The sequence below is a fragment of the Lactonifactor sp. BIOML-A5 genome, assembly GCF_009677585.1.
Taxonomy (GTDB): domain Bacteria; phylum Bacillota; class Clostridia; order Lachnospirales; family Lachnospiraceae; genus Lactonifactor.
Genome location: NZ_WKYV01000002.1, coordinates 77,590 through 102,693 on the forward strand (window position 1 = coordinate 77,590; position 25,104 = coordinate 102,693).

The window sequence follows — 25,104 nt, forward strand, 5'->3', positions numbered from 1 at the left end:
ATCTGCCTTTAGTATAAGAGAAGGACCTTACATCCTTATGACATTAAAAAGTAATTTTATGACGATCCTGTAAGAAATCCACGGGAAGCATCACGTGAAAGCAGCTTCCTGTGCCTGGCTGGGACTGTACGGCTGCATACCCTTTTTCTTTGGAGAGAATCAGCTGGGTCAGATACAGGCCCAGGCCAGAGCCAGGGACTTTCTCTCCATTTTTACCTCTGTAAAATCTCTGAAAAATAAGATTATATTCATCCTGGGAGATTCCCGGGCCTTCATCCTGAATCTCTATATCCACATAGAGCTCCAGTACATTTACCCTTATCACAATGGCCGAACCTCTGGGAGAATACTTTACAGCATTCTCCAGTATATTTCCCAGGGCTTCCACCGTCCATTTCCGGTTATGCCAGACCTGTATCTCTGGAAATTCCTGAACCTGAATTTCAATCTGTTTTTCTCCTGCCGCCGCAAATACAGAGGCAACGCTGTCTGCAACCGTCTGTTTCAGCCCTTCCCAGGCGGGAGTGAAGGAGACCGCCCCAGTCTCAAGACGGGAAATCTTCACCAGCTGGGCCAAAAGCCACTGTATCTTTTCCGTCTGCTCCCGGATACGGTGGAGAAACTCCAGGCGTTCCCCCTCCGTTAAGGAGGGATCCTCCAGCAGCTCTGTGCACATTTTAATATTGGAAAGAGGTGTCTTCAGCTGGTGGGAGATATCTCCGATCATACCTTTTACTGCCTCTTTTTCCTCCTCTGCCTCCCGGCTGGCATGCAGAAGCTGCCCGGACAGTTTCACGCTGAGGGACACCAGCTTATCCTCTCTGGTGTCCCCCAATGTCTCACTGTAATCTACGTTTTTCCGGTTCAGGATGTCCTGCAGAACTTTTTCTGTTTTTGTATAGGACCTCTCCAGTTTTCTTCTGTACCCTGCCAGGAGAATACCCCCTGCCAGAAGAAGGAGTAGTGAGATCCCGATCCATACACCCCCGTTCATTCTTTTTCACCGTGGAACAGGTACCCCATTCCATGAACCGTTTTAATATAGAAGGGATTTACCGGATCATCCTCGATTTTTTTTCTGAGCCGCGAGATAGTTACCGGCAGGGTATTCTCTTCCACAAAGTTTCCTTTCTGATCCCATAGGATATCCATGATTTGTTCTTTTAAAAGCACTCGTTCTCTGTTTTCCATAAAATATTTCAGCAGGCGGAATTCCTGTGTAGTCAGACCGATCTCTCCTGTCCCCTTAAACACCTTCACTCTCTGCGGGTCCAGCGTAAGATCCCCGCAGTACAGCGTCTTCTCCCTCTCCCCGCCCTGATGCTTTCTGAGGGCGGTCTGTATCCGGACCTTCAATACCGCAAGGGAAAACGGCTTCTTAATGTAATCATCTGCCCCGGACTCCAGACCGATAATCTCATCGGTTTCCATATCCCGGGCTGTGAGCATAATAATGGGAATCTGCGACTCTTTTCTGATGCGGCAGCACAGCTTGAGGCCGTCTCCGTCCGGAAGGTTCAGATCCAGTACTATGAGATCCGGCTGCTTTTCCCGGTACAGCTCACAGGCCTGTTTCACAGTATCTGCCCCCCAGACCTGATAACCCTCCCTTTCCAGGGTAAAACATATCCCCCGGTTCAGCCCTGCGTCGTCCTCAATCACCAGAATCCCATACATATCATGTACCTCCTAACGTTAGCTACTTCTACCTGTATTTTATTCCGAAAAACGGATTCTTTCAATCATACTTTGTCTCCTGAAGTTTTTCATGATAAGATAAGTAAGCAACAGCTGTATCACAAGTACCACAGCAATAAGCACTATGGTCTGAACTGCCGGATAATGGTAACTGATAATTCCCAGCAGTCCGTCTTTCTTCGCATAGAGGAAGGTCAGATATCCCAGCAGATTTCCCAGACCCAGAGAGAGGATAAGCGTACCTGCGGTGTAAAAAGCCCCTTCCATCTGGAGCATCCGTACCAGCTGACGTTCCGAGAGGCCTATGGCCTGCATAATCCCAAGTTCTCTTCTTCTCACATAAATGCTGTTGATCATGGTGTTGATGAGATTCATAATCCCAACTCCCCCCAGAACTGCCATAAAGACATAGCAGAGCTGTGATGTAAAGCCGGCATTTTTTGTTCTCTCCGCCAGCTCCTCCTCAAAGGTTCTCATCTTTAGGTTTTGATCCTCCTCGGTGACAGCACGGAGCTGCTCTTCCACCGCTTTAACTTCCTTATCCCCGGCAGCAATAGACCAGTAATAATCCATAGAAAGTCCGCAGATATCGTCTAACACGGCTTTGGGCAGCACAAAGGAGTTGTAATGATTGAGCCCGTTGGGCATATCCGCTACCGCCGCGATGGTAAATTCCTTTTCAACCGTCTTGTCTCCCGCCTCCAGGATCATGTGAACCGTATCCCCTGTTCTGAATTCCGGCGCCCAGTGCCACATGCTCTGATCCATCACGATTTTATCGCCCTGCAGCAAATCCTCATAGGTGCAGGAGCCTTCTATAATACTTTTTTCCATCTCCCGGGCGTATGTCTCCGGGATACCCACGATTCCGGTTTGCCAGTACTCTTCACCATCCATGAGATCTTTCAGCTCTGCGTCGGTGGAGCTGGACCTTGTTATCTGCTCTACCCCCGGAATGCTCATAATATGATTCTCTAATTCTTCGTTGAGAGGATTGTTCTGGCTGATCACCGACCACTCCTTCTCCGGATGCATTTTATCTCCGCTGCTGCTGTCCACGGACAGCACAAACTCATCGAACATGCTGGCCTGGGCTATCTCCTTTGGATCCGCACAGGACAGGACAGTGGCTATGACCATAAACAGGATTCCTGTCAGACTTAAGGTGATGATCGTAATAGCAGACCGCTTCTTATTACGGGAAAGATTGGCCCCTGTGAGATGAATCAGATTCATCTCTTCATGTCCTTTTCTCTTCTTCTTCCTGGTTTTGATGCTCCCGTCATAGCGCATAGCCTCTACGGGGGAGATTTTGGCAGCAATATGCATAGGGCGTATGAGGGAAAGGGCTACAGTGGCAAGGGCGATCCCTGCCGCAGCCAGATAAATCCAGGGCTTTAGTATGGCAACCTCGTTGCTCTCTATCAGCTGTCTTGTAATGTTCCCCAGAGCATCTCCCTCCCCGAACGCATTCAGAAGATACTTAAATCCCAGTTTAGACGCGATGCTTCCCGCCAAAAGTCCCACCGGGACAGCAATACAGGCTACCAGCATTCCTTCCCGGAACACAATCTGGCGTATCTGTCTCTTTGTGGCCCCCAGAGCCTTTATCTTGCCGTATTCCTGTACTTTATAAATCATAGAAATATAGTAAATACTGTATATGGTCATGATTCCGGCCAGAACCACTACAAGAAGGATGCCCACGATTCCTGAGTAAAATGCCGGATCCACATAATTAGCCATCAGGTAGCTGCTGTTGTCCGCTATGTCCCCCTCCGGAATCCCCAGCTCTGCCGCGACTTTCCCGTATGCGTTTTCAATCTGATCCCTGGTCATAGAATCTGCTCCCTGGATCCGGAACATTACTCTGTATTTCCTGGAGTCCCCGGGCTGCTCCTGTTCCATAAACTCTTTGGAAACCAGAGTGGAATACATCTTTGCCTCTTTTTGTTCCTCTGAGGTGGGAAGCAGTCCGGTAATCTGGAATTCCCCCTTTTCCTCATAGCCAAGTCCGCCCTGCTCGATAGGCTGATAGGGCAGTGTAATCGTATCTCCAATACCCGCAGTAATGCCTAAAGCCTCCAGAAGTCCCTGTGACACAGCAATCTCATTTCCTCTTTTCGGAAACTCCCCCGCCTCCAGTTCCATCTTGCCCAGCTTCAGGGCCGTATCATCCATATATACCATCATACCTGTTCCGTCCGGAACCGGAATCTGGGCCGGATCCTGCCGGAGTCCCATGGTCTCTATCTCTCCCCGGTAGGACAATTCCTCTATGGTCTTAAGATCCACATCCCGGAACATAGCGTGAAACGTAGGATAATATTTATTGATGGCAGCCATCTGGGTATCTACTGTTCCAAGTCCAACCGTGGGAATTACAAAGATTAAAATGGTCGTCAGGAAAATTGCGATCCCTGTCAGCATATTTTTACCCTTGTTCTGCTTCAGGTTGGACAGTGCGGTTCTGTTTACTGTACTCATTGGCTCACCACCTTACCGTCCTCAATTACAAGAATCCTGTCTGCCATCTGGGCTATGGTCTCGTCATGGGTAATCATAACCAATGTCTGACCATATTCATTTACACAGGCCTTTAAAAGGGAAATCACTTCCATCTCTGTCTTAGAATCCAGATTCCCGGTAGGTTCATCCGCCAGTATAATGGCAGGCTTGGCTGCCAGCGCCCGGGCGATGGCGACTCTCTGCTGCTGGCCGCCGGACAGTGTGTTGGGAAGGGATTTGAGCTTATCCGCGATCCCGATGCGCTCTGCCAGATCCAGGACAAAGCTTTTGTCTGCCTTTTTCTTGTCCAGCCCCATGGGCAGTACAATGTTCTCCCACACGTTCAGTGAGGGGATCAGGTTATAGTTCTGAAATATAAACCCGATCTTCCTCCTACGGAAGACTGCCAGCTGCTCATCTTTCAGATGAAATACATTCTTCCCCTCAATGAGTACCTTCCCGCTGTCCGGACGGTCCAGAGCGCCCAGCATATGCAGAAGCGTACTTTTGCCGGATCCGGAGCGTCCTACTATGGCTGTGAATTCCCCTCTCTGTATATCCATACTAGTATGGTCAATGGCCTTCACCAGGTTATCCCCGCTGCCGTAATATTTACACAAATCAACTGTTTCCAATAACATAGCACTCATAAACAATTCTCCTTTTCTGTTATTCTCTCTTCATATTACTCTGTGATTCTTACAACAGCATATCGGGAAAAATAACAGAATTGTAAGATAAGAGTCCGCCAAGCCGGACCCGCGCGCCGGAAAGTTACTTCTGTGCTCTGTACGGGGTTTTGGAAAGAGAAATCTGGAAGATGCTTCCCCTTTTTCCTTTCCTGATGCGGATGCTTCCCCCCTGTTCCTCCAGGATCTTTCTTGTCAGGTACAGGCCCACCCCGGACCCCTCTGTGTCCTGCACCTCTGCATTGTCACCCCGGTAAAACCGCTGAAACACCTGATGCATCTCTTCTTTTGGAATCCCTATGCCCTGATCTTCTATTTCAATCAGACTGCAGCTGATCATAGAGGACACACGAAGCTCCACTTCTGTTCCCGGCCGGGAGTACTTTACCGCATTGTCCAGTACATTTACCAGTGCTTCCTGGGTCCATTTGGGGTCCTGAAAGATCTTCTCGTCTTCAAATTCGTTCACAGAGATTGTGATATTCTTTTCAAACGCCTTCATATAGACACTGTTCACCGCACCCCGGATGGTTTTTTTCAGGCTCTCCATTTTCCCCTCCACCCGGATCATGTTAGTCTCCAGACGGGAAATCTGGAGAAGGGCTTTGGTCAGATTCTCCAGCTTGTTCACCTCATGAATTCCCTGCCTTAAAAACGTCTGCTGCTCTTCTTCTGTAAAGCTTCCGCTGTCTGCGATTTCATAGCACATCTTCAGGGATGCCAGCGGGGTTTTCAGCTGATGGGAAATATCAGTTACCAGTGTCTTAGTTTTTGCCTCTTCCTTTGCCATTCTCTCCCGCAGTATCTGATTTTCTTCCCCAATTTCAGCCAGCTTATCCTCCAGATCAAAGATTCTTATATCAGCCAGATGCCTTCTCTTTTGCTGGTAAAAGATAAGAAACCCCGTCAAAAGGGTAAAAAACAGCATAATACAGATCAGCACCGGCAAAAAGGCGGCAAGAGACGGGGACAGCGTACGGAACCTTTCTGTATATCCATATTTGTCCCGTGCCTCACGGCCCGCACGTAAAGCACGCTCCCGATCCACACTATTTTTCCCCAGAAAAGCGGCAGTATATTCTCCTTCTGTGTCTGGTTTCAGCAGAATACACTGTCCCAGCTTCTCCAGTTCCTCTGTATGTACCGTATCCATCCATCCAACGGCAGCCAGTGCCCCTCCCAGCAGTATAAGAAAGAGCAGCCCTATAAACAGAACTACTCTTTTATGACTTCTTTTGTCCATATATATCCCATTCCCCTTACATTCTGTATGCCATCGTCTTCTAATTTTCCCTTGAGGCGGCTGATATTAACCGGCACTGTGTTGTCATCCACAAACTGCCCGTCAACATCCCACACAGCCTCCGCGATCTGTTCTCTGGACAGAATCTGTTTGGGATTCTCCAGGAAGAAAATCAGAAGCTGCATTTCCTTTTTGCTTAGGGGAATCTGCTTCTGTCCCCTCCACGCCTTCATTTTCTGAAGAGATACGCGGATATCCCCGCTGTTCAGGTAAGCTGTCTCCGTCACCTCCACCCGCTTCATGAGCGCATGCACCTTGGAGACAAGCACCATAAGGCTGAAGGGCTTGGTCATATAATCGTCCGCCCCCGCATCATAGCCGTTCACAATATCCATCTCCTGGTCCAGAGCGGTCAGAAAGATAAGGTGCACACCGCTGGTTTTTCTGAGCCTGCAGCAAAAATCAATGCCATTCCCGTCTTCCAGTGTAATGTCGCTGATAATCAGCTGGACCATGTTCTGTTCCATCAGCTCTTCCGCCTGGGATACGCCGAACGCGGAAAGAACGTGATACCCTTCCTTTTCCAGCCGCATAGTAATCCCACGGTTCAGATTCTTATCGTCCTCCAGAAGCAGTATTGTTTTCTTCACCTGAACTCTCCCTTCCTATTGATAGTCTGATTATAGAATACCGGAAGCGGAATTGTCAACGATCCCTTCCGGGCATAGTTTTCCTATACTACCCGGCGCATAGGGAGATCGTTATTCACCCCTTTTGAGACAAGGATCTGATGGAGGTCTATGATTCCATTGTGGAAGGTTGCTGCGCAGGAATCCAGATAAAGTTCCCACATTCTGGTGAACTCCTCCCCCATCATATCCATAATCTCATCTCTGCGGGCTGTAAAATTATCTCTCCAGCAGAGAAGGGTCCTGTTATAATGGCGTCTCAGACTCTCGATATCCAGGGTATAAAAATTATAGTCCGGAAGGAGGTTTACAAGCTCGCGAAGGCTGGGCACCGTTCCGCCCGGGAAGATATATTTGCGGATCCAGGGGTCTCCGGGGTGCTCTTTCTGTGCAGTAATGCAGTGCAGAAGAAAGAGTCCCTGGGGTTTCAGGACTGCGTCCACATTCTTCATAAAGGTCTGGTAATTGTCTCTGCCCACATGCTCTATCATTCCCACGCTTACTGCCCGGTCAAAGGCCATGCCGCTTTTCTCCAGTTCCCTGTAGTCCATAACCTTCACTTCCAGGGAATCTTCCATTCCCGCCTGCTTTGCACGAGCCTCAAACTCCTTCGCCTGTTCTGTACTCAGGGTGATGCCCACCCCCTTTACCTTATACTTTTTCACTGCCTCCATTAAAAGAAATCCCCAGCCGCAGCCGATATCCAGCAGCGTCTGTCCTTCCTGCAGCTGCAGCTTATCCAGAATATGGTGTACCTTATTCACTTGCGCCTCATACAGAGTATTCGATGCCTCCTTAAAATACCCGCAGGAATAGCTCATCGTTTCGTCCAGCCACAGCTTATAAAAATCATTGCCTATGTCATAATGGCTGGTAACTTCCTTTGCCTGGTTTTTCTTACTGCTGGAGGTAAAGAGTAGCTTGTGCAGTACGGACTTATTAGTTGTGAATTTACCCATCTGTCCCATAAACTTATCCAGGACCTCATAAAGATCGCCCTCCACTTCCAGATCCTTATGCATGTAAGCCTCTCCCAACGCCAGAGACGTGCTGGTTAATAACTCCTTCTTACTGAGAGGTTTATTCAAAGTTACTGTGAATTCCGGTGTACCTTTGCCGACAGTAGTCGTCTCTTCATCTGTCTTCAGCACAAATGTGCAGGGAATAATATTTCCCAGGTATTCAGTTAAAAAGCTGTCTGTCTTCATCGTCATACTTCCTTTCCATCAGAACAAATATAGCTATAGTTTTCCCCAATAAATTATTTTCAGACCCCCTTTTCAACAGATCAAAGCAGGCGAGTCCGATCCCCCTGGAATCAGACCCGCCATTTGTATCTCCTAATTCTTCATCATCCCTGCCAATACCTGATTGACAGCCTTACCGTCAGCTTTTCCCTTCACCTTCGGCATCAGCTCCTTCATAATCCTGCCTTTATCCTTTGCTGTAGGAGCCTCAATCCCAAGACCGGACAGAACTTCCCCAATCACAGCCTTAATCTCCTCTTCCCCCATCATCTTAGGCGCAAACTCCTCATAGACAGCGATCCTCAGCCTGCATTCCTCAATAATATCCCCCCTGTCTTCCGGGGTCATCTCCAGAGTCTCCTTTGTCTGCTTAATTTCCTTTAAGACAACTTCATTCTCCTCCGCTTCCGTCAGATCCTCCCTTTTATCAATGGCTTTATTCTTCAGCGCAGACAGCAGCATAGACAGCGCATCCTTCCTGCCCTTGTCTCCCGACTTCATAGCCGTAACCATTTCTTTTCTTACCTCATCAATTTTACTCATATGGTACCTCCTTTTTAAAAGGGGGACGTGTTCTTTCTAGAAAGAACACGTCCCAAAATCAGGGCGGCCTGTCCCAAATTCAACTTGCCCTGTCCCTTATTCTATATGGTAGCAATCTGTTTAAATTTTGTCAAACATAAATTTTCACAAACTTTCCCCCTGCCCACCATTATTTCTGATAAAATTTTTCAACTTCCTGTGGAAAACAGGACTAAAACAGTATATAATAAGGACATCAGTGATGAAAAATAATTTAGCATCCAAATTTAAAGGAGGAATTGAAATGAGCATTATATTCGACGAGAGTCTGGTAACTGGAAACAATATGATAGATACGCAGCATAAAGAGCTGATTGACCGTGTGAATAAGCTGGTTGCCAGCTGTGAGACAAATAAAGAGAAAAATGTTGCCATCCAGACACTTGATTTCCTGATGGACTATACGGTATTCCATTTTGATGCAGAGGAAAAGCTTCAGAAGGAGACTAACTATCCGGATTATGACTCTCATAAAAAGCAGCATGAGGAGTTCGCCAAGGCTGTGGAAGATCTGAAGGATATGCTTCAGGAGGAAGAAGGACCTACAGATGCGTTTGTAGCCGCTGTAAAAAGGAATGTTTCAGACTGGCTGGTGAATCATATCCAGGGATATGATAAAAAAGTAGCTGACTATGTGAAAAGTTTATAAAATGGAAAGGGACCTGTATCCGGATGATTTTCTCCGGATACAGGTCCCTTTCTGTCTCCCAGATAGCTTCTGTCTCAACCCACACTCGCCTTGATTAAACCGAGCGCCTCCTCTGCGTCCCTGCTAAAATTATTGGCATATGCCTCAAAGCTTATTCTGCTGTCATATCCGATGGACTTCAGTGCATGAAAGAATTCTTCATAACTGCAGTGTGCCTCCCCTGTGGGATAATATCTGTTATCCGGCCGGGCAAAATGTACATGGCGGAGCATATCTGTGCTTTGCGCGGTAATATGAGCTGCGGATTCTTTCTCCGCGCAAAAATGATAATAGTCCACCAGAATCTTTACATTCCCGCTGCCTGTGTCCTCTGCCAGCTGCCTTGCTTCCGTAAGGGTATGAATTAGGTTACTCTCCTCTCTTCTCAGAGGCTCAATTAGAATGGTAATCCCTTTTCTCTTTGCAATCCTGCCCAACTGTCTCAGCAGCCCTGTCAGCTGCCGGTACCCCTCATCCAACGCTACGCCTTCTGGAACGTTCCTGGACACGCCGCTCCCTAACCCCACATACTCTGCACCTAATCTCTCAGCCCTTCCCAGAACAAGTTCCGTATACTCCAGGATCTCCTCTTCTCTCCTGCGGGGGCCCACGAGAGACATGCCGGCAGGAAAAAAGTTATTACAGGCTTCACATGTGATTCCTGCGTCTTTCATCTGTTTCCTTACTTCATAAAATTCATCCTCCGACAAACTGCCCAGACCTGAAAGCGGCAGTTCTATATAGTCGTAACCGATTCTGGCGGCCTCATGGATAAACTCCCTGCCCGTTTTATCGGGACCCTCTGCCACCATGCTAAGACAACATCCGTATCTCATACCCTAATCCTCCATCGTCCGTTCCTTTACTTTCTGACTGATCTATTGTATCATAGATTTTCTCCCTGCAATCATAGAGAGAAAGAAAAATTAAATAAAATATTTAAAAACTGAAGACTTTTTCACCATTAACTCGTTATAGTATATAGGTGAGTTAAAACACATGCTTACAATACCTGCAGAGGAGGCGGATCACATCAACCGGGAAGAATATTTCGAACATCTGATAGACAATTACCAGAATCTCATTTACTCCATATGTCTTCAATCCGCAGGAAATCCATTTGATGCCGAAGATTTGACTCAGGATGTGTTTCTAGCCGCCTACAAAAGCCTTTCATCCTTTGACGGTACTCATGAAAGGGCCTGGCTCAGTAAAATAGCGGTGCACAAATGTCTGGATTACCGGAAACAGGCTGCCAGACGCATGATTCCGGCTGAAGACTCTTATTTCACCGGTATAGCAGACCCGGAGGGTTCTCCGGAAGCACAGTATCTTCTTGCAGAATCCAGCCATAAGGTACAGAAGCTGTGCGGTCAGCTGAAAAGTCCGTATCGGGAAATTGCCACAGAGCATTTCTGCCACGAGCTTTCACCTAAGGAAATTGCTGACAAAACCGGAAAGAACCTCAAGACTATTCAAACTCAGCTCTACCGTGCCAAAGGGATGCTGAAAAAACTCGTGGAAAGGAGCGGTTAGATGCATATCAAGGAAAAGACCCTGCAGAATTTTCTAAACGGTACACTGAACGCCGATGAACTGATGCAGGTATTGGAACATCTGGATACCTGTGAATATTGCCGGGAAACTCTGGCCGCACTGGAGAAAAGTACCCCGATGGTTCAGGCTCCCGCCTATCTGAAAGAACAGATCAAGGACCGGGCACACCGCCCGGATATACAAGCTGCCGTCCAGATGAAAGAAACTACGAAGCAGCTTCAGCTGTTATACTACAGTCTGAAAACAGCCGCCGGCGTCATAGGTGCACTGCTGATTCTCCTGGCAGTGAGCCGATTCGATCTGATTCCTTCCGTTTCCCGGGAAGAGTCCCCAGGCATCACCTCACAGATGCCCGGACGAATTCAGGAAAAAGGCAGTCAGATGACCGACTGGCTGCAGGATATTACAAATAAGATTATGAATGGAGGTAACTACAATGACTAAACAAAAACGTGGCTTTTGGCTCTTTATCTTCTCTCTTATCCCCGGAGCAGGGGAATTATATATGGGCTTCCGCAGGCAGGGGATCAGTATTATGGGTGTCTTCTGGGGGATTATTGCACTGTCCTCAACACTGAATATAGGCATATTAATGCTTGCCATCCCCGTGCTGTGGTTTTACAGCTTCTTCAATGTCCATAACCTGGCATCCCTCTCCGAAGAAGAATTTTACTCCCTGGAGGATACTTATCTGTTCCATCTGGATGAGATTCTGAGAGATAAGGAAGGCTTCCTCAGAAAATATCAGGGATTTGTCTCCCTTGTACTTATACTTATGGGGGCTTCCATGCTGTGGAACATTATGCGCTCCATCTTCTACAGCTTTATGCCTGCTTTCATCATCGATATCCTCAACGGCATCAGCAACTATCTGCCCAAGACAATTATTGCTGTCGGCCTGGTAGCCCTTGGGGTTTACCTGGTTATGGGTAAGAAAAAAGAGCTGGATATGGAGGATGATGATATCTTTTAGAGGGATTCATCATAAAAAAGAAATAGCATTCCAATCTGAGGTCAGATCAATCCCAGATTGGAATGCTATTTCTTTTTTCCCCATCCGCTGAGGTACAGAAGCTGATACCCTATCCCGCCGATATCATATCAGCAAACATAAAAAACACCGTCCCCGCAGCTCTACGTCTGCAAAAACAGTGCCTTAAGTGCGCGATCAGGGGTTCGAACCCTGGACACCCTGATTAAGAGTCAGGTGCTCTGCCAGCTGAGCTAATCGCGCTTATTTGATTTATTTCTTTTACGCTGCTTCACCAGCGCAAAATTTATTATAATAGAAACTCCCGAAAAATGCAAGCATATTTTTTACTTTTTTCATATTTTTTTTACAAACATGAAATTTAAACGAAATTCCCCCCGAAAAAGAGAGACGCAATGCTTTACAGCACTGCGTCAAGTTTTTCTTCCAATTCCTTTTTGTCAATAGCGCCCATAGCCTTTCCGGCCACCTGGCCGTCCTTGAGAACCACAAAAGTAGGAATGGACATTACACCGTACTTCTGGGCCAGTGAGGGATTCTCATCCACATTCACCTTTCCGAATACAGCCTTTTCTTTGTATTCCTCAGAAAGCTCTTCTACTACGGGAGCCATCATCTTGCAGGGTCCGCACCAGTCTGCATAGAAATCAACCAGCGCAGCCTTGCCTTCTCCCATCACCTCTGCCTCAAAGTTCTCTTCATTTAACACTTTAACCATAGCTGCTCTCCTTTCTTTGTCTGGGATGTATATTCATCCAATTTACTTTTCTTTTTTCTTTTCACCCAGCAGTTTCTGGACCTCTTCCAGAGATTTCATAATGTCCGTCATCTTACTTCCAGCCTTCTTATTCTGATAGGCCCACTGGGTCAGTGAATTTTCTAAGCCTTTCTTTCTTTTTGCCATAGAGCTTTCCTTCTCCTGCTCCTGCCTTCTTACACTATAATATGAAAGCATTCCCTTAAATGTAAATTTTATTCTAAAATCACATTCAGGGTCTGGCGATCAGCTTGTGAATAGGATTTCCCATTCCCGAAAACTTTTCTTCATACTCCGTCATAATATTGCCCTCAGCCAGTTTCACGTCATGATGAAGATCATACGTACATGTCATCAGTTTCCATCCCGCCGCCTGAATCTCTTCCAAAGAAAATTCAAACAGAGGTCCGTTATCTGTCTTGAATTCTACAAGCCCATCGGGGCATAATATCTTAACATACCGGTCCAGAAACTGGCGGGATGTCAGTCTTCGTTTGGAGTGGCGTTCTTTCGGCCAGGGATCGGAAAAATTAAGGTAAATTTTAGCAACCTCATCCTTTGCAAATACCTCCGGAAGTTCCCTTGCGTCCATGCGCAGGAACCTGAGGTTTCCCGGAACACAGCCCTTTGCGGTCTTATCATCCATTTTCTGAATGGCCCGAAGCAGTACGCTGTCATACATCTCTATCCCCACAAAGTTCCAGTCGGGATAAAGCTCTGCCATATCCATGATAAAACGGCCTTTCCCCATTCCTACCTCAAGGGCGATAGGATTGCTGTTGCCGAACACTTTCATCCATCGGCCTTTGTACTCCTTTTCACCATGTACCACATACGGGCTGTTGGATATCTCATCTTTTGCAGCTGGAATATTTCTTAATCTCATAGCTTCCTAAAAATATTTACGAAATCTTAACGCTCCCTGAGAGAGAATTAAAATATATCGTTTTGCCCTTTCTATGTTTTTTGCACAACCTTATAGTACAATATATCCTCTGTTTAGGGAAGCTGAAATGTATATTTTAGGCCAAATTTAAGCATTTTCCGCAATAAAACTGCTAAATTGCAGGGATTGTCCTACAGGCCCCTCATAATTTATGTCTTACGTTAATACTTATGATAATTATAACCAAAATACATTAATTTTATATAAAGACTCTTCCCTTTTTTAAAAAAAGGTGTATGATATAGAAAAGAAGAAAACTGGCAGCCAATTGTAACTATATTGTCTAGCAGAAATGTAAGCAGGAGGAGAAAGATGGAAAACGTGATTAACAAATTATCCGAGATAGAATCTACTGCATCGAAGATCATGGAAGACGTTAACATCCAGAAGAAGGCCCTTGCGGCGGAGATGGAAGAAAAGCAAAAGGCCTATGATGCACAGATCGATTCCCAGACACAGAAAGAATTAGAAAACATCAGAAAGAAGCTGGAAGAGAAAAAGGAATCCGAACTTGCAGGGTTAAAGATGCGTACAGACAACCTGGTAAAAAAGCTGGATGAATTTTTCGAGGAAAACCATGAGGATATCTCCAAAGAATTATTCAATAAACTATTAAGGATGTGATATTATGGGAAGCTTATTATCCTACAGTGGATTATCCACTAAGATTCGGGCTATGCAGCACCGTCTGATAGACATCCCCCAGTTCCAGGAGATCTCACAGATGACCAGCGTTCCCCAGGTAGTAGCCTACCTTAAGAAGCAGCCGGGATTTGAAAAACTGTGGGCTGATCTTGACGAGAACACCCTTCACCGGGGAGAAATTGAACACCTGCTGACCCATACCATCTACCAGAACTTTACGAGGATTTATCATTTTTCTAATCCAAAGCAGAGAACCTTTCTGGCGCTTTACTTTAAACGCTATGAGATCTCCATTATGAAAGATTGTCTTCGTAAAATTTTTGATCACAGGGAGGCAACGTTAGACCTGTCAATCTTTAAAGAATTCTTTGACCGCCATTCACAGCTGAACATTTCCAAGCTCACTGCTTCCGGCACCATCGAAGAATTCATTAATAACTTAAAGGAAACGGAGTATTACGCCCCCTTAAGCCGTATACTCAACTCCCCAAAAGAACAGCCGCTGCTGTTCGACTACGGAATGGCGCTGGATCAGTACTATTTTGCACAGATCTGGAAGGTGAAGGATAAGCTGTTCAAGAACGTGGATTTAAAGGAAATGACACAGGCGTACGGCCGCAAATTCGACATGCTGAATCTCTCGTGGATCTACAGGTCCAAAAAATATTATCAAATGTCACATGCGGAAATCTATGCGCTGCTGATCCCGGTGCGGTTCAAACTTCATAAGGAAGAGATTACAGCCCTGGTAGAGGCAAATGATATGGACGAATTCGGCAAGCTGCTGGCGCACACATACTACGGAAGGACCTTAGATGGTATGACACCTGAGAATCTGGAAAATGAGTACAATTATGTGCTCCGCTCCATTTTGGAAGTGGAAGCCCGCAGGAATCCCCATTCTGTGGCTATCATCTATTCATACCTGTATCACAAAGAACATGAGGTAGACCGGCTAACTACTGCTGTGGAATGTGTGAGGTATGGTGTTCCCCCTCAGGAAACCATGGAACACATAATGAAAAACTAAAAAACCCTGGAGGTAATGCACGTGATTGTAAAAATGAAGTTTTTAAGTATTACCGGCCCTAAGGAAGACATTGACCGGGTGGTAAATAAATACCTGGCCAAATATGAAATCCATCTTGAGAATGCCCTGGCTCAGCTAACCCAGGTACAGCATCTCACTCCTTATATACAGATAAATCCCTACAGGGAAGTGCTGAATAAGGCGACTGGATTCACAGAGCTTTTAGGTAATACAGACGATATTCCAATTGAAGACATCAGCGTTGAAGATGCCATTAAGCTGGTACAGGATATGGAAGAAAAACTAACCGGCCTGAACAGCAAAAGAGCTGGACTGGAAGAAAAACGGAGTGCTCTGGAGGCCTCTATGGAGAGAATTGAACCCTTCCAGGAACTGCCCTATGATATCTCTTCGGTGATTCATTTTAACTTTGTACAGTCCCGGTTTGGAAAAATCGGAAAAGAGTTCTATTCAAATTTTGAAAATTATGTATATGAAAACCTGGATGCAGTATTTTATCCCTGTCATTCAGATGATGAGTACGTATGGGGCGTGTACTTTGCTCCCCGGACCACCATTGCCAAAGTAGATGCGGTATTCTCTTCCATGCACTTTGAAAAGGTATTTATCCCTGATCAATATCAGGGTACTCCCTCTCAGGCTTACAATGCACTGGATGAGAAATATCAGGAGATAAAAAAAGAGATCCAGTCCTGCAAGATGGAAATTACCCAGGTTCTTCAAAAAGAAGCAATCCGCCTGATTTCCGCACAGGATCGCCTGGCTGCTCTCTCTACTAACTTTGACGTCCGCAAGGTAGCCGCCTGCACTGCCGCGGATCTGGATACCTTTTATATCCTGTGCGGGTGGATGGCTGAAAATGATGCGGAGGCGTTCCAGAAGGAAATTGAGAATGATATGAATCTCTTCTGTATTATTGAAGACGATCAGAACAATATCCACTGCCAGCCCCCTACAAAGCTTAAGAATCCAAAGCCGTTCCGTCCTTTCGAGATGTTTGTAAGGATGTACGGACTGCCGGCATACAATGAAATTGATCCGACTATATTTGTAGCTGTTACCTATGCCTTTATCTTCGGCGCCATGTTCGGGGATGCCGGCCAGGGCCTCTGCCTTGTAGCCGGAGGCTTTCTGCTTTACAAATTCAAAAAATTGAACCTGGCTGCCATTATAGGCACTGCCGGAATCTTCTCAACCTTTTTCGGATTTATGTTCGGAAGCGTCTTTGGTTTTGAAGATCTAATCCCTGCAGTCTGGCTACGCCCGGTGAAAAGCATGACCCAGCTTCCTCTTATCGGGAATCTGAATACCGTTTTCGTGGTAGCTATAGCCTTTGGTATGTTTCTGGTAGTGGTGACCATGATCTTCCATATTATAAACGGTATTAAGGCCAAAGATACAGAGAACATCTGGTTTGACACCAACGCGGTGGCAGGTCTTGTGTTTTACGCCGCCATTATACTTACCATAGGGTTATTCCTGACAGGGAATAAGCTGCCGGGGGCCATTGTCCTGGTAATAATGTTTGTTGTCCCTTTGTTGGTCATTGCAATGAAAGAGCCTTTAACCAAGCTGGTAGAAAAGAAAAGTAAGATTTTTCCGGAGGAAAAGGGTATGTTTATCGCTCAGTCCTTCTTCGAGCTTTTTGAGGTTCTTCTCAGCTACTTCTCCAATACCCTTTCCTTTGTGCGTATCGGAGCATTTGCAGTAAGCCACGCCGCTATGATGGAAGTTGTCCTCATGCTGGCAGGTGCCGAAGCCGGCAGTCCTAACTGGATTGTTGTAGTAATAGGCAATATCATTGTCTGCGGTATGGAAGGTCTGATTGTTGGTATTCAGGTACTTCGTCTTGAATATTATGAATTATTCAGCCGTTTCTATAAGGGCACAGGCAAGGAATTCATCCCGTTTTTATATCGCAGCAAAAAAACAAAAGCTGCGAAATAAATAAATATTAACTTTAAAAATAGGAGGTCACATTATGACAACAGTAATTCAAATCTTATTAGTAACAGCATTAGTACTCAGCATCATCGTTCCATTCGGAGCATACCTGATCGGTGAAAAGAACAGAGGGCGTTATAAAACCTCTCTCGGCATCAATGTATTTTTCTTCTTCGGAACCCTGCTAATTGCCGTAGTGACCATGTTCACAGGAACCAGCCCGGCACTTGCTGCTGCCGGTGACTCCGGTGCAGGCCTCTCCACAGGTCTTGGTTATATGGCTGCTGCTTTAGTTACCGGATTATCCTGTATCGGCGGCGGTATTGCAGTTGCTAGTGCTGCAAGTGCTGCTCTCGGTGCAATCAGCGAAGATCAGAGTGTACTTGGTAAATCACTTATCTTCGTAGGACTGGCAGAAGGTGTCTGCCTCTACGGTCTGATTATATCTTTCATGATCTTAGGAAGGCTGTAATTCAATTATGAAGATGTATCTTATCAGTGATAATGTAGATACTTACACCGGTATGCGACTAGCTGGAGTGGAAGGCACCGTAGTTCACGAAAAAGAAGAACTGCGGAAGGCTCTGGAGACGACCCTCGCCGATAAAGAAATCGGGATCATTCTTCTGACAGAAAGATTCGGAAGGGAATTTCCTGAAATTATCGATGATGTAAAGCTCAATCACAAGCTTCCACTTATCATTGAAATACCGGACCGTCACGGTACAGGCCGTGCTCCGGACTTTATCACATCATATGTCAATGAGGCAATAGGCCTGAAGTTATAAGTAAATCTATGAACGCTGTGCGTTCTCAGAAAAGAAGGTGAAAGAATTGACAACGGACGAAAAATTACAACATTTCTATGATGTTTCCGTAGAAAGTGCCAAGGCCGAAGCCGCACAGGAAATTGAAAATTATAAAAAAGCTTTAATGAAGCTGTTAGAGGAACATAAACAGGACAAAATCCGCCAGTCCCAGATGGAGCTAAAGGCTGAAACAGATAATGCAAAACGGCAGATTAACAAAGCTCTCTCCGTAGAGCAGCTGAATATCAAACGCCGTCTGGCTAAAAAACAGCTGGAACTGAGAGACTCCATAATCTCTGAGGTTAAAAACCGACTGGAAGAATTTATGAGTACTCCTGATTACCCCAGATACTTATGCAAGAAAATCAACGAGGCCCTGGAGTTTGCAGACGGGGATGAGATGACAATCTATATCTCCTCCAATGATGCTTCTCTGATGCCTACTCTGGTTGCCCAGACGAACCAGCAGGTTGAGATCTCCTCCGAGACTTTTTTCGGAGGTCTCAAGGCTGTGATCCCATCCAAAAATATCATCATTGACAATACCTTCTCTGCCCTGGTAGAGGCGGAAAAGGCGGAATTTACATTTGACGGAGGGCTTTCTTATGAATAAAACAGGAATTATCTACGGCATCAACGGCCCTGTCATTTACCTGAAAGGCAACACCGGTTTTAAAATGTCAGAGATGGTTTATGTCGGAGAAGAGCATCTGGTAGGCGAGGTTATCGGCCTGACCAAAGACACAACAACCGTACAGGTCTATGAGGAAACCTCCGGTCTGCGGCCCGGAGAAACGGTAACCGCAACCGGGGACGCAGTGTCCGTCCTTCTGGGACCTGGCATCTTAAATAATATTTTTGACGGTATCCAGAGACCTTTAAGTGAAATTGCAAAAGAATCGGGCAAATATATTTCCCGGGGAATGCAGGTAGACTCTCTGGATCCCCATAAAAAATGGGATGTGCACATTACAGTCTCCGTGGGAGACGAGGTAAGCGGAGGCACCATAATTGCCGAGGTACCGGAAACTAAATCCATTGTACACAAATCTATGATTCCTCCCTATCTGAGAGGAAGAATTATAAAGACAGCAGAAGACGGACAGTATACCATTAATGATCCTATTGTAACCGTACAGAGGCATGACGGATCCGAGGTGGAGGTCAGACTGGCACAAAAGTGGCCCATCCGAATTGCCAGACCCACAGATAAGCGTTACCCGGCCAGCAAGCCACTGATCACCGGCCAGCGTATCCTGGATACTTTATTTCCCATTGCCAAAGGGGGAACCGCAGCCGTGCCGGGTGGTTTCGGAACCGGAAAAACCATGACCCAGCATCAGATCGCCAAATGGTCAGATGCAGATATTATCGTATACATCGGATGCGGAGAGCGCGGAAATGAGATGACCCAGGTGCTCGAAGAATTCGGTGAACTTCAGGATCCCAAAACAGGCAATCTTCTGATGGATCGAACCACACTTATCGCCAATACCTCCAATATGCCGGTAGCCGCCCGTGAGGCATCCATTTACACAGGGCTTACCCTGGCTGAGTATTACCGGGATATGGGATATGATGTGGCCATCATGGCTGACTCCACTTCCCGCTGGGCAGAGGCGCTCCGTGAATTATCCGGGCGTCTTGAGGAGATGCCCGCAGAGGAAGGGTTCCCTGCCTATCTGGCATCACGCCTCTCCGCCTTCTACGAAAGAGCAGGTATGATGCAGAACCTGAACGGCACCGAGGGTTCAGTGTCTATCATCGGTGCGGTATCTCCCCAGGGAGGCGACTTTTCAGAGCCTGTCACCCAAAATACCAAACGGTTTGTCCGCTGCTTCTGGGGCCTGGATAAGTCCCTGGCTTATGCAAGACATTTCCCGGCCATTCATTGGTTAACCAGCTACAGCGAATATCTCAATGATCTGGCACCCTGGTACAAGGATGAGGTCTCACCCAGGTTTGTAGACTACAGAAACCAGTTACTGGCTATCCTGAATCAGGAGAGCAGTCTTATGGAGATCGTAAAGTTAATCGGAAGCGACGTACTGCCGGATGATCAGAAGCTGACGCTGGAGATTGCAAGGGTGGTACGCCTGGGATTCCTGCAGCAGAATGCTTTTCACCCGGAAGATACCTGTGTTCCAATGAGCAAGCAGTTTCTTATGATGGAAGTTATTTTATATCTCTATAAGAAATCAAAAGTACTCATTGCTATGGGAATGCCTATGTCCATCCTGAAAGAGGATAATATCTTTGAAAGAATAATCGCAATCAAATATGATGTTCCCAATGATAAGCCTGAAATGTTTGAGGACTATAAAAAGGCTATCGACGAGTTCTACGATAAAGTTTTGCAAAAGAATGCGTAAAGGAGGGTAATGAATATGGCAATTGAATATTTAGGACTAAGCGAAGTAAACGGCCCCCTTGTTGTTCTGGAAGATGTAAAAGGCGCATTCTTTGATGAAATGGTAGAGTTTCGCATGGATGACGGCACCAGAAAGCTGGGGCGTATTGTTGAAATATACGAAGATAAAGCAGTAATTCAGGTGTTTGAGGGAACGGAGAGTATGTCCCTCATCAATACCCATACAAAATTGACCGGCCACCCTATGGAAATCAATCTTTCTTCTGATATCCTGGGGCGTACCTTTAACGGGATCGGCCAGCCCATCGACGGGCTGGGACCTATCATCTCTGATACTAAGGTTAATGTAAACGGGCTTCCGTTAAACCCGGTGACCAGAGAGTATCCCAGAAACTATATCCGCACAGGTATCTCGGCCATAGACGGACTCACTACTTTAATCCGCGGGCAGAAGCTCCCCATATTTTCAGGAAACGGACTTCCCCACGATCAGCTGGCGGCTCAGATCGTGCAGCAGGCCTCCCTGGGGGATGACACTGACGAACAGTTCGCTATTGTATTTGCCGCTATGGGGGTTAAGTACGATGTGGCAGAATTTTTCCGCCGGACCTTTGAGGAAAGCGGTGTATCTGATCACGTTGTTATGTATCTGAATCTGGCCAATGATCCTGTAGTGGAGCGGTTAATTACACCTAAGGTTGCTTTGACAGCTGCCGAGTATTTGGCCTTTGAGAGAGGAATGCATATCCTGGTTATTCTCACTGATATTACATCCTTTGCAGAGGCTATGCGTGAGGTTTCCTCCTCGAAGGGCGAGATCCCTTCCAGAAAGGGCTACCCCGGCTATTTGTACAGTGAGCTGGCAACCTTATATGAAAGGGCAGGCATTGTGAAGGGAGGGAAAGGGTCTGTTACGCAGATCCCTATTCTGACCATGCCTAACGATGACATTACCCACCCCATCCCTGACCTTACAGGTTATATTACGGAAGGTCAGATTGTACTTGACCGGCAGCTGCACGGCCAGGCCATCTATCCCCCCATCAATGTACTTCCCTCCCTGTCCCGTCTGATGAAGGATGGGATCGGTGAAGGATACACCCGGGCGGATCACCAGGATGTTGCCAACCAGCTGTTTTCCTGTTATGCAAAGGTGGGAGACGCAAGAGCCCTTGCATCGGTTATCGGTGAAGACGAATTGTCTCCGCTGGATAAAAAATACCTTCTGTTCGGCAATGCTTTTGAGCATGAGTTTGTAGGGCAGGGACCTCTGGAAAACCGCACAATTATTGATACTCTGGAAAAAGGGTGGGAGCTTCTTGGCATGCTGCCAAAAGAAGAGCTGGACCGTATTGATACTAAGATTCTTGATAAGTACTATAAACCCACGGAAGTTAAGGCGGAAGTATAATTAAGGGAGGGATTTTATGGATCCGAATACATTTCCTACCAAAGGAAACCTTATATTGGCAAAAAACTCCCTTGCTCTCTCCAGACAGGGCTTTGAACTCATGGATAAAAAACGGAACATTCTCATCCGTGAACTGATGGGCCTGATTGACCAGGCAAAAGATATTCAGTCGCAGATTGATGTGACGTTCCGTACCGCCTATGCTGCCCTTCAGAGCGCCAATATGGTGCTGGGCATTAATATGGTGGCGCAGATATCCTTCTCCGTCCCGGTGGAGACCTCCATCCGGATTAAAACCAGAAGTGTTATGGGTACGGAGATACCTCTTGTAGAGTACGATAAAGGCTCTTCCGTTCCCACCTATGCCTACTATGGCACAAAGTCTGTGCTGGACGAGGCCAAGGCTGCCTTTGAGAGGGTGAAGGAGCTGACCATCCGGCTCTCTATGGTCGAGAACGCCGCTTACCGGCTGGCTGTCAATATCAAAAAAACACAGAAGCGCGCTAACGCGTTGAAAAATATTACGATTCCTAAATTTGAAGCACTGAGCAAGGATATTCAGAATGCTTTGGAGGAAAAGGAACGTGAGGAATTTACCCGGCTGAAGGTGATAAAGAGGATGCAGGGGAAAGGATGAGTCAGGGGACCTGGTCTTTGAGATCAGGTCTCTTTTGTTTTGTTCAAGAAAAAATGGGGGCAGGGGGGGCAGCAGCGGGCGTCCCTGCCCCCATTTTTTCTTGGGATAAACTTTGTTGGCTGGAACTGATCGACTGAAAGACTTTCCTAACCTTAGTGTTTAGTTGTTTAGTAGGGAGGAGACCGATGGTTTTTTATTAGGTTTACCATAATGTTTAGGTTATGGTAAACCTAAATTTTTACACAATTTGTTAAGTTGTTTGGTTGTGTCGCTCAGTTTCGACGGCCTTTGACTGATATTTGACATTGGAAAAGTCAAGGGATTTGGGTGGTTTTTTTTCGAATTAATGCGATTTATAAGAACTTCACAAAACCTTTGTTCTTTATTTTTTTATGTAAAACACTCTACTTTAACCTCATTTTTGTGGACGATGTGGATAACTTTGTGTACAACTCCATTTTATAGCCATTACCAACTTTTTACCATGTGGATAACTTTATGGATAAAATGTTGATGAAAAGGTGGGGTTTTTACATAGTTCGACAAACTTTGTGCATTTTTTACAAACGTGAATTTTCTGAAAATTATGCGTCGGATTTTCAGGTATTCACTTGTGGATCTTCTGATCTTTTTCAGAGTAATTTAAGGAACAGCACTTATGATAACCATGTTAGCCGGACTGACAAAGAAGCTCCGGCGGAAAGGGATGATATGATTTATGAAGAAGCGTATACTTACCGGAATCTTATGTCTTACTGCAGCAGCTTTTCTTGTTGTGGGCTGTCAGTCGGATAGTTCCGGTGATTCAGCCAAAGATACATCTCAGGAGAGTGAAAGTATCCTGGGACAGGTAACGGCAATTGAAGATGGCACCATCACGCTGGCCCTCGGAGAGCGTTCGGAGAATGAAAAGATGCAGCCTCCTGCCAACAAGGAAGATGACGGCGGAACCTGGGAAGCTCCTCCGGATGGTGAAGACGGCGGCACTCCCCCGGATACAGAGAATGGCGGTACCCCTCCGGGCGGTGAAGACGGCGGCACTCCCCCGGATGCGGGGAATGGCGGTACCCCTCCGGGCGGTGAGGACGGCGGCACTCCCCCGGACAGCGGGAACAGTCTGCCGGGCGGGCTGGAACTTACGGGTGAGGAAACCACCATTGCAGCAGATGATTCCGTGTCTATTGTTCTGGACAACAGAGGAGAAACCTCTGAGGGTTCCCTGGATGACATCTCTGTAGGTTCCATTCTTACCGTGGAAATGAATGGCGGCAAGGCAGTATCTATAACTGTGACCGTCCTGGACGGCGGCTCTTTCACGCCGCCTGTTTAAGCCCTTAATACGCACTGCGTATTTATCTAATATTTGTCTTCAATGTAAAAGCAGCCATCTGCACTCCCTCGCAGATGGCTGCCTCCTTTTATATCATATACTCCGCCTTATTCCTTTTTTGCTGCCCGCCGTACCGTAATGTTGTTCGGCTTCTCAGATGTAACTCACTACTTTTACAGGCTGCCTGTAATCATAGGGAGAAATCTTAATCCCTGTTTTGGGATTGCTTGCATGGATGATCTGTCCGTCCCCAATATACATAGCTACATGGTTAATAGAACCTCCCCTGCTGTAAAACAGCAAATCCCCTGGCTGCATTTCCTCCTGGGTAATCCCTGCGGCGCCTGCGGCCTGCGACCTGGAGTCCCGAGGAATGGCATATCCGAAATGTGCATACAGGGACTGCACAAATCCTGAACAGTCCGTGCCGTTGGTAAGGCTTGTCCCGCCCCAGACATACGGATTGCCCAAAAACTGTTTAGAGTACGTTACCATCTCCTGGCGGATCTTGGCCTCCTGCCTGGCTGCCTCTTCTGCCAGCCGGGCCTGCTCCTCTTCTATGGACTCCGCCGTCTCATAGCCGCTTTCCAGGCTTACATATTCCTGTGAAATATATCCCTCCTGCTCCCCATAGGAAATCTTTTCCCATCCCTGCAAGGATTCTATTACCGGAATCTGCTCCCCTTCCTGCAAAGCACCGAGAATTTCCGCATCCATAGTATTGTCCGCCCGGACATGGAGAACCTCAGTATTCACTGTAGCTGTGCTTGTCCAGGCTTCCCGGATGGCAGGCTCTGCCTCTTCTCCATATATCAAATACTCCCGCTTTATGTATCCCTCTACAGAACCGGATGATACCTGATACCACTCCCCTTCCAGTCCTGTAATCGCTGCCACTGCCCCGCGGTAGAGTTTCCCCACCACTTCGCTCTCCTCAGATGCCCCGCTTCTGATGTTAACATAATCCTCCACATTGGCAGCTGCCATACTCCCTACTGCTTCATAGGTTTTCTCTAAAGGTAGACTGATTCCCGCAAGTGCAGACTCCGTAGGCAGTGCATATGCATTCACCTGAGAACCTGCGAGTACTGTCAGTCCAGTGAGCGCACACACTGTTACTTTTGCAATTTTGTTCCTCATATTACCCTCCAAATATAACCTTCTAAATTTTTATGTATAAGTCTTTCCCTGGTGTCTCTTTAATATGTTACAAACTTATTACGACTTATTACATTTTTATTCTATCATGCGGAGGTTTTTATGTCAAATATTTAATATCTGTTTATTTTTACTTAATATTTGCTTATCAGA

27 protein-coding genes and 1 tRNA gene are annotated in these 25,104 nt (G+C 46.5%); 14 read left to right on the forward strand and 14 right to left on the reverse strand.

Features of this window, described 5'->3' with window-relative positions; all coding sequences use genetic code 11:
• Positions 1 to 43: 43 nt before the first annotated feature.
• From GKG41_RS01835 to GKG41_RS01870, 8 genes are all read right to left on the reverse strand, one after another.
• The gene (locus GKG41_RS01835) at positions 44 to 994 is read right to left on the reverse strand and encodes a HAMP domain-containing sensor histidine kinase (protein ID WP_154256683.1); all 951 of its coding nucleotides are present in this window, start codon (positions 992 to 994) and stop codon (positions 44 to 46) included.
• Entirely contained in the window at positions 991 to 1,677 is a 687-nt protein-coding gene (locus GKG41_RS01840; RefSeq protein ID WP_154256686.1) for a response regulator transcription factor, read from the reverse strand. Before GKG41_RS01840 ends, GKG41_RS01835 begins: the two co-directional genes overlap by 4 nt.
• A gap of 39 nt (positions 1,678 to 1,716) precedes the next feature.
• Positions 1,717 to 4,185, reverse strand: coding sequence for an FtsX-like permease family protein (locus GKG41_RS01845; protein WP_154256688.1), 2,469 nt, complete (start codon positions 4,183 to 4,185; stop codon positions 1,717 to 1,719).
• On the reverse strand, positions 4,182 to 4,856 hold the full coding sequence (locus GKG41_RS01850; RefSeq protein ID WP_199884581.1) for an ABC transporter ATP-binding protein: 675 nt from the start codon (positions 4,854 to 4,856) through the stop codon (positions 4,182 to 4,184). Before GKG41_RS01850 ends, GKG41_RS01845 begins: the two co-directional genes overlap by 4 nt.
• Positions 4,857 to 4,980: 124 nt before the next feature.
• A complete protein-coding gene (locus GKG41_RS01855) occupies positions 4,981 to 6,138 on the reverse strand; it encodes a HAMP domain-containing sensor histidine kinase (protein ID WP_154256690.1) in 1,158 nt (385 codons plus the stop codon).
• Positions 6,111 to 6,788 (reverse strand): response regulator transcription factor, encoded by a 678-nt coding sequence (locus tag GKG41_RS01860; RefSeq protein WP_226903616.1) that lies wholly within the window; start codon positions 6,786 to 6,788, stop codon positions 6,111 to 6,113. Before GKG41_RS01860 ends, GKG41_RS01855 begins: the two co-directional genes overlap by 28 nt.
• 83 nt (positions 6,789 to 6,871) lie before the next feature.
• Complete coding sequence (locus GKG41_RS01865; protein WP_154256692.1) at positions 6,872 to 8,041, reverse strand: cyclopropane-fatty-acyl-phospholipid synthase family protein; 1,170 nt, start codon at positions 8,039 to 8,041, stop codon at positions 6,872 to 6,874.
• Positions 8,042 to 8,167: 126 nt separating this feature from the next.
• A complete protein-coding gene (locus GKG41_RS01870) occupies positions 8,168 to 8,617 on the reverse strand; it encodes a GatB/YqeY domain-containing protein (protein ID WP_154256694.1) in 450 nt (149 codons plus the stop codon).
• A 283-nt stretch (positions 8,618 to 8,900) separates the two neighbouring features.
• On the opposite strand from GKG41_RS01870, the gene GKG41_RS01875 reads away from it, so the two are divergent.
• Positions 8,901 to 9,305 carry a bacteriohemerythrin gene (locus GKG41_RS01875; RefSeq protein ID WP_154256696.1) on the forward strand — a complete coding sequence of 135 codons (405 nt, stop codon included), beginning with the start codon at positions 8,901 to 8,903 and terminating at the stop codon, positions 9,303 to 9,305.
• A gap of 74 nt (positions 9,306 to 9,379) precedes the next feature.
• On the opposite strand, the gene GKG41_RS01880 is transcribed toward GKG41_RS01875, so the two are convergent.
• Positions 9,380 to 10,180, reverse strand: coding sequence for a sugar phosphate isomerase/epimerase family protein (locus GKG41_RS01880; protein WP_154256698.1), 801 nt, complete (start codon positions 10,178 to 10,180; stop codon positions 9,380 to 9,382).
• A 163-nt stretch (positions 10,181 to 10,343) separates the two neighbouring features.
• On the opposite strand from GKG41_RS01880, the gene GKG41_RS01885 reads away from it, so the two are divergent.
• The 3 genes from GKG41_RS01885 to GKG41_RS01895 are packed head-to-tail and all read left to right on the forward strand — an operon-like array spanning position 10,344 to position 11,874.
• Positions 10,344 to 10,880, forward strand: coding sequence for an RNA polymerase sigma factor (locus GKG41_RS01885; RefSeq protein ID WP_154256700.1), 537 nt, complete (start codon positions 10,344 to 10,346; stop codon positions 10,878 to 10,880).
• Positions 10,881 to 11,345, forward strand: a complete 465-nt coding sequence (locus tag GKG41_RS01890; protein WP_154256702.1) for a zf-HC2 domain-containing protein — start codon at positions 10,881 to 10,883, stop codon at positions 11,343 to 11,345. It abuts the gene before it with no gap.
• Positions 11,338 to 11,874 carry a hypothetical protein gene (locus tag GKG41_RS01895; protein WP_154256704.1) on the forward strand — a complete coding sequence of 179 codons (537 nt, stop codon included), beginning with the start codon at positions 11,338 to 11,340 and terminating at the stop codon, positions 11,872 to 11,874. Before GKG41_RS01890 ends, GKG41_RS01895 begins: the two co-directional genes overlap by 8 nt.
• A 188-nt stretch (positions 11,875 to 12,062) precedes the next feature.
• On the opposite strand, the gene GKG41_RS01900 is transcribed toward GKG41_RS01895, so the two are convergent.
• From GKG41_RS01900 to trmB, 4 genes are all read right to left on the reverse strand, one after another.
• Positions 12,063 to 12,135, reverse strand: a tRNA-Lys gene (locus GKG41_RS01900).
• A 157-nt stretch (positions 12,136 to 12,292) separates the two neighbouring features.
• A complete protein-coding gene (gene trxA, locus GKG41_RS01905) occupies positions 12,293 to 12,610 on the reverse strand; it encodes a thioredoxin (protein ID WP_154256705.1) in 318 nt (105 codons plus the stop codon).
• 42 nt (positions 12,611 to 12,652) lie between these two features.
• The gene (locus tag GKG41_RS01910) at positions 12,653 to 12,796 is read right to left on the reverse strand and encodes a hypothetical protein (RefSeq protein ID WP_154256706.1); all 144 of its coding nucleotides are present in this window, start codon (positions 12,794 to 12,796) and stop codon (positions 12,653 to 12,655) included.
• 85 nt (positions 12,797 to 12,881) lie between these two features.
• On the reverse strand, positions 12,882 to 13,535 hold the full coding sequence (gene trmB, locus GKG41_RS01915) for a tRNA (guanosine(46)-N7)-methyltransferase TrmB (protein ID WP_154256707.1): 654 nt from the start codon (positions 13,533 to 13,535) through the stop codon (positions 12,882 to 12,884).
• Positions 13,536 to 13,907: 372 nt separating this feature from the next.
• Here trmB and GKG41_RS01920 point away from each other — a divergent pair, with 372 nt between their 5' ends.
• The 10 genes from GKG41_RS01920 to GKG41_RS01965 all read left to right on the forward strand — a co-directional run bounded on the left by GKG41_RS01920 (position 13,908) and on the right by GKG41_RS01965 (position 23,793).
• A complete protein-coding gene (locus GKG41_RS01920) occupies positions 13,908 to 14,219 on the forward strand; it encodes a hypothetical protein (protein WP_154256708.1) in 312 nt (103 codons plus the stop codon).
• A 4-nt stretch (positions 14,220 to 14,223) separates the two neighbouring features.
• Positions 14,224 to 15,270, forward strand: a complete 1,047-nt coding sequence (locus GKG41_RS01925) for a V-type ATPase subunit (RefSeq protein ID WP_154256709.1) — start codon at positions 14,224 to 14,226, stop codon at positions 15,268 to 15,270.
• Positions 15,271 to 15,291: 21 nt separating this feature from the next.
• A complete protein-coding gene (locus tag GKG41_RS01930) occupies positions 15,292 to 17,238 on the forward strand; it encodes a V-type ATPase 116kDa subunit family protein (protein ID WP_226903614.1) in 1,947 nt (648 codons plus the stop codon).
• 34 nt (positions 17,239 to 17,272) lie between these two features.
• Positions 17,273 to 17,707: an ATP synthase subunit C gene (locus GKG41_RS01935; RefSeq protein ID WP_154256710.1), complete on the forward strand. Its 435-nt coding sequence runs from the start codon at positions 17,273 to 17,275 to the stop codon at positions 17,705 to 17,707.
• 7 nt (positions 17,708 to 17,714) lie between these two features.
• Positions 17,715 to 18,023 (forward strand): V-type ATP synthase subunit F, encoded by a 309-nt coding sequence (locus tag GKG41_RS01940; RefSeq protein ID WP_154256711.1) that lies wholly within the window; start codon positions 17,715 to 17,717, stop codon positions 18,021 to 18,023.
• Positions 18,024 to 18,060: 37 nt separating this feature from the next.
• Positions 18,061 to 18,657 (forward strand): V-type ATP synthase subunit E, encoded by a 597-nt coding sequence (locus tag GKG41_RS01945; RefSeq protein WP_256281143.1) that lies wholly within the window; start codon positions 18,061 to 18,063, stop codon positions 18,655 to 18,657.
• Entirely contained in the window at positions 18,650 to 20,416 is a 1,767-nt protein-coding gene (locus tag GKG41_RS01950) for a V-type ATP synthase subunit A (RefSeq protein WP_154256713.1), read from the forward strand. Before GKG41_RS01945 ends, GKG41_RS01950 begins: the two co-directional genes overlap by 8 nt.
• A 15-nt stretch (positions 20,417 to 20,431) precedes the next feature.
• Complete coding sequence (locus GKG41_RS01955; RefSeq protein WP_154256714.1) at positions 20,432 to 21,826, forward strand: V-type ATP synthase subunit B; 1,395 nt, start codon at positions 20,432 to 20,434, stop codon at positions 21,824 to 21,826.
• Between the two features lie 16 nt (positions 21,827 to 21,842).
• The gene (locus tag GKG41_RS01960) at positions 21,843 to 22,463 is read left to right on the forward strand and encodes a V-type ATP synthase subunit D (protein ID WP_154256715.1); all 621 of its coding nucleotides are present in this window, start codon (positions 21,843 to 21,845) and stop codon (positions 22,461 to 22,463) included.
• A gap of 718 nt (positions 22,464 to 23,181) precedes the next feature.
• Positions 23,182 to 23,793, forward strand: a complete 612-nt coding sequence (locus GKG41_RS01965) for a hypothetical protein (RefSeq protein WP_154256716.1) — start codon at positions 23,182 to 23,184, stop codon at positions 23,791 to 23,793.
• Positions 23,794 to 23,946: 153 nt separating this feature from the next.
• Here GKG41_RS01965 and GKG41_RS01970 read toward each other — a convergent pair whose 3' ends face one another.
• On the reverse strand, positions 23,947 to 24,933 hold the full coding sequence (locus GKG41_RS01970; RefSeq protein ID WP_154256717.1) for a C40 family peptidase: 987 nt from the start codon (positions 24,931 to 24,933) through the stop codon (positions 23,947 to 23,949).
• Between the last annotated feature and the right edge of the window lie 171 nt (positions 24,934 to 25,104).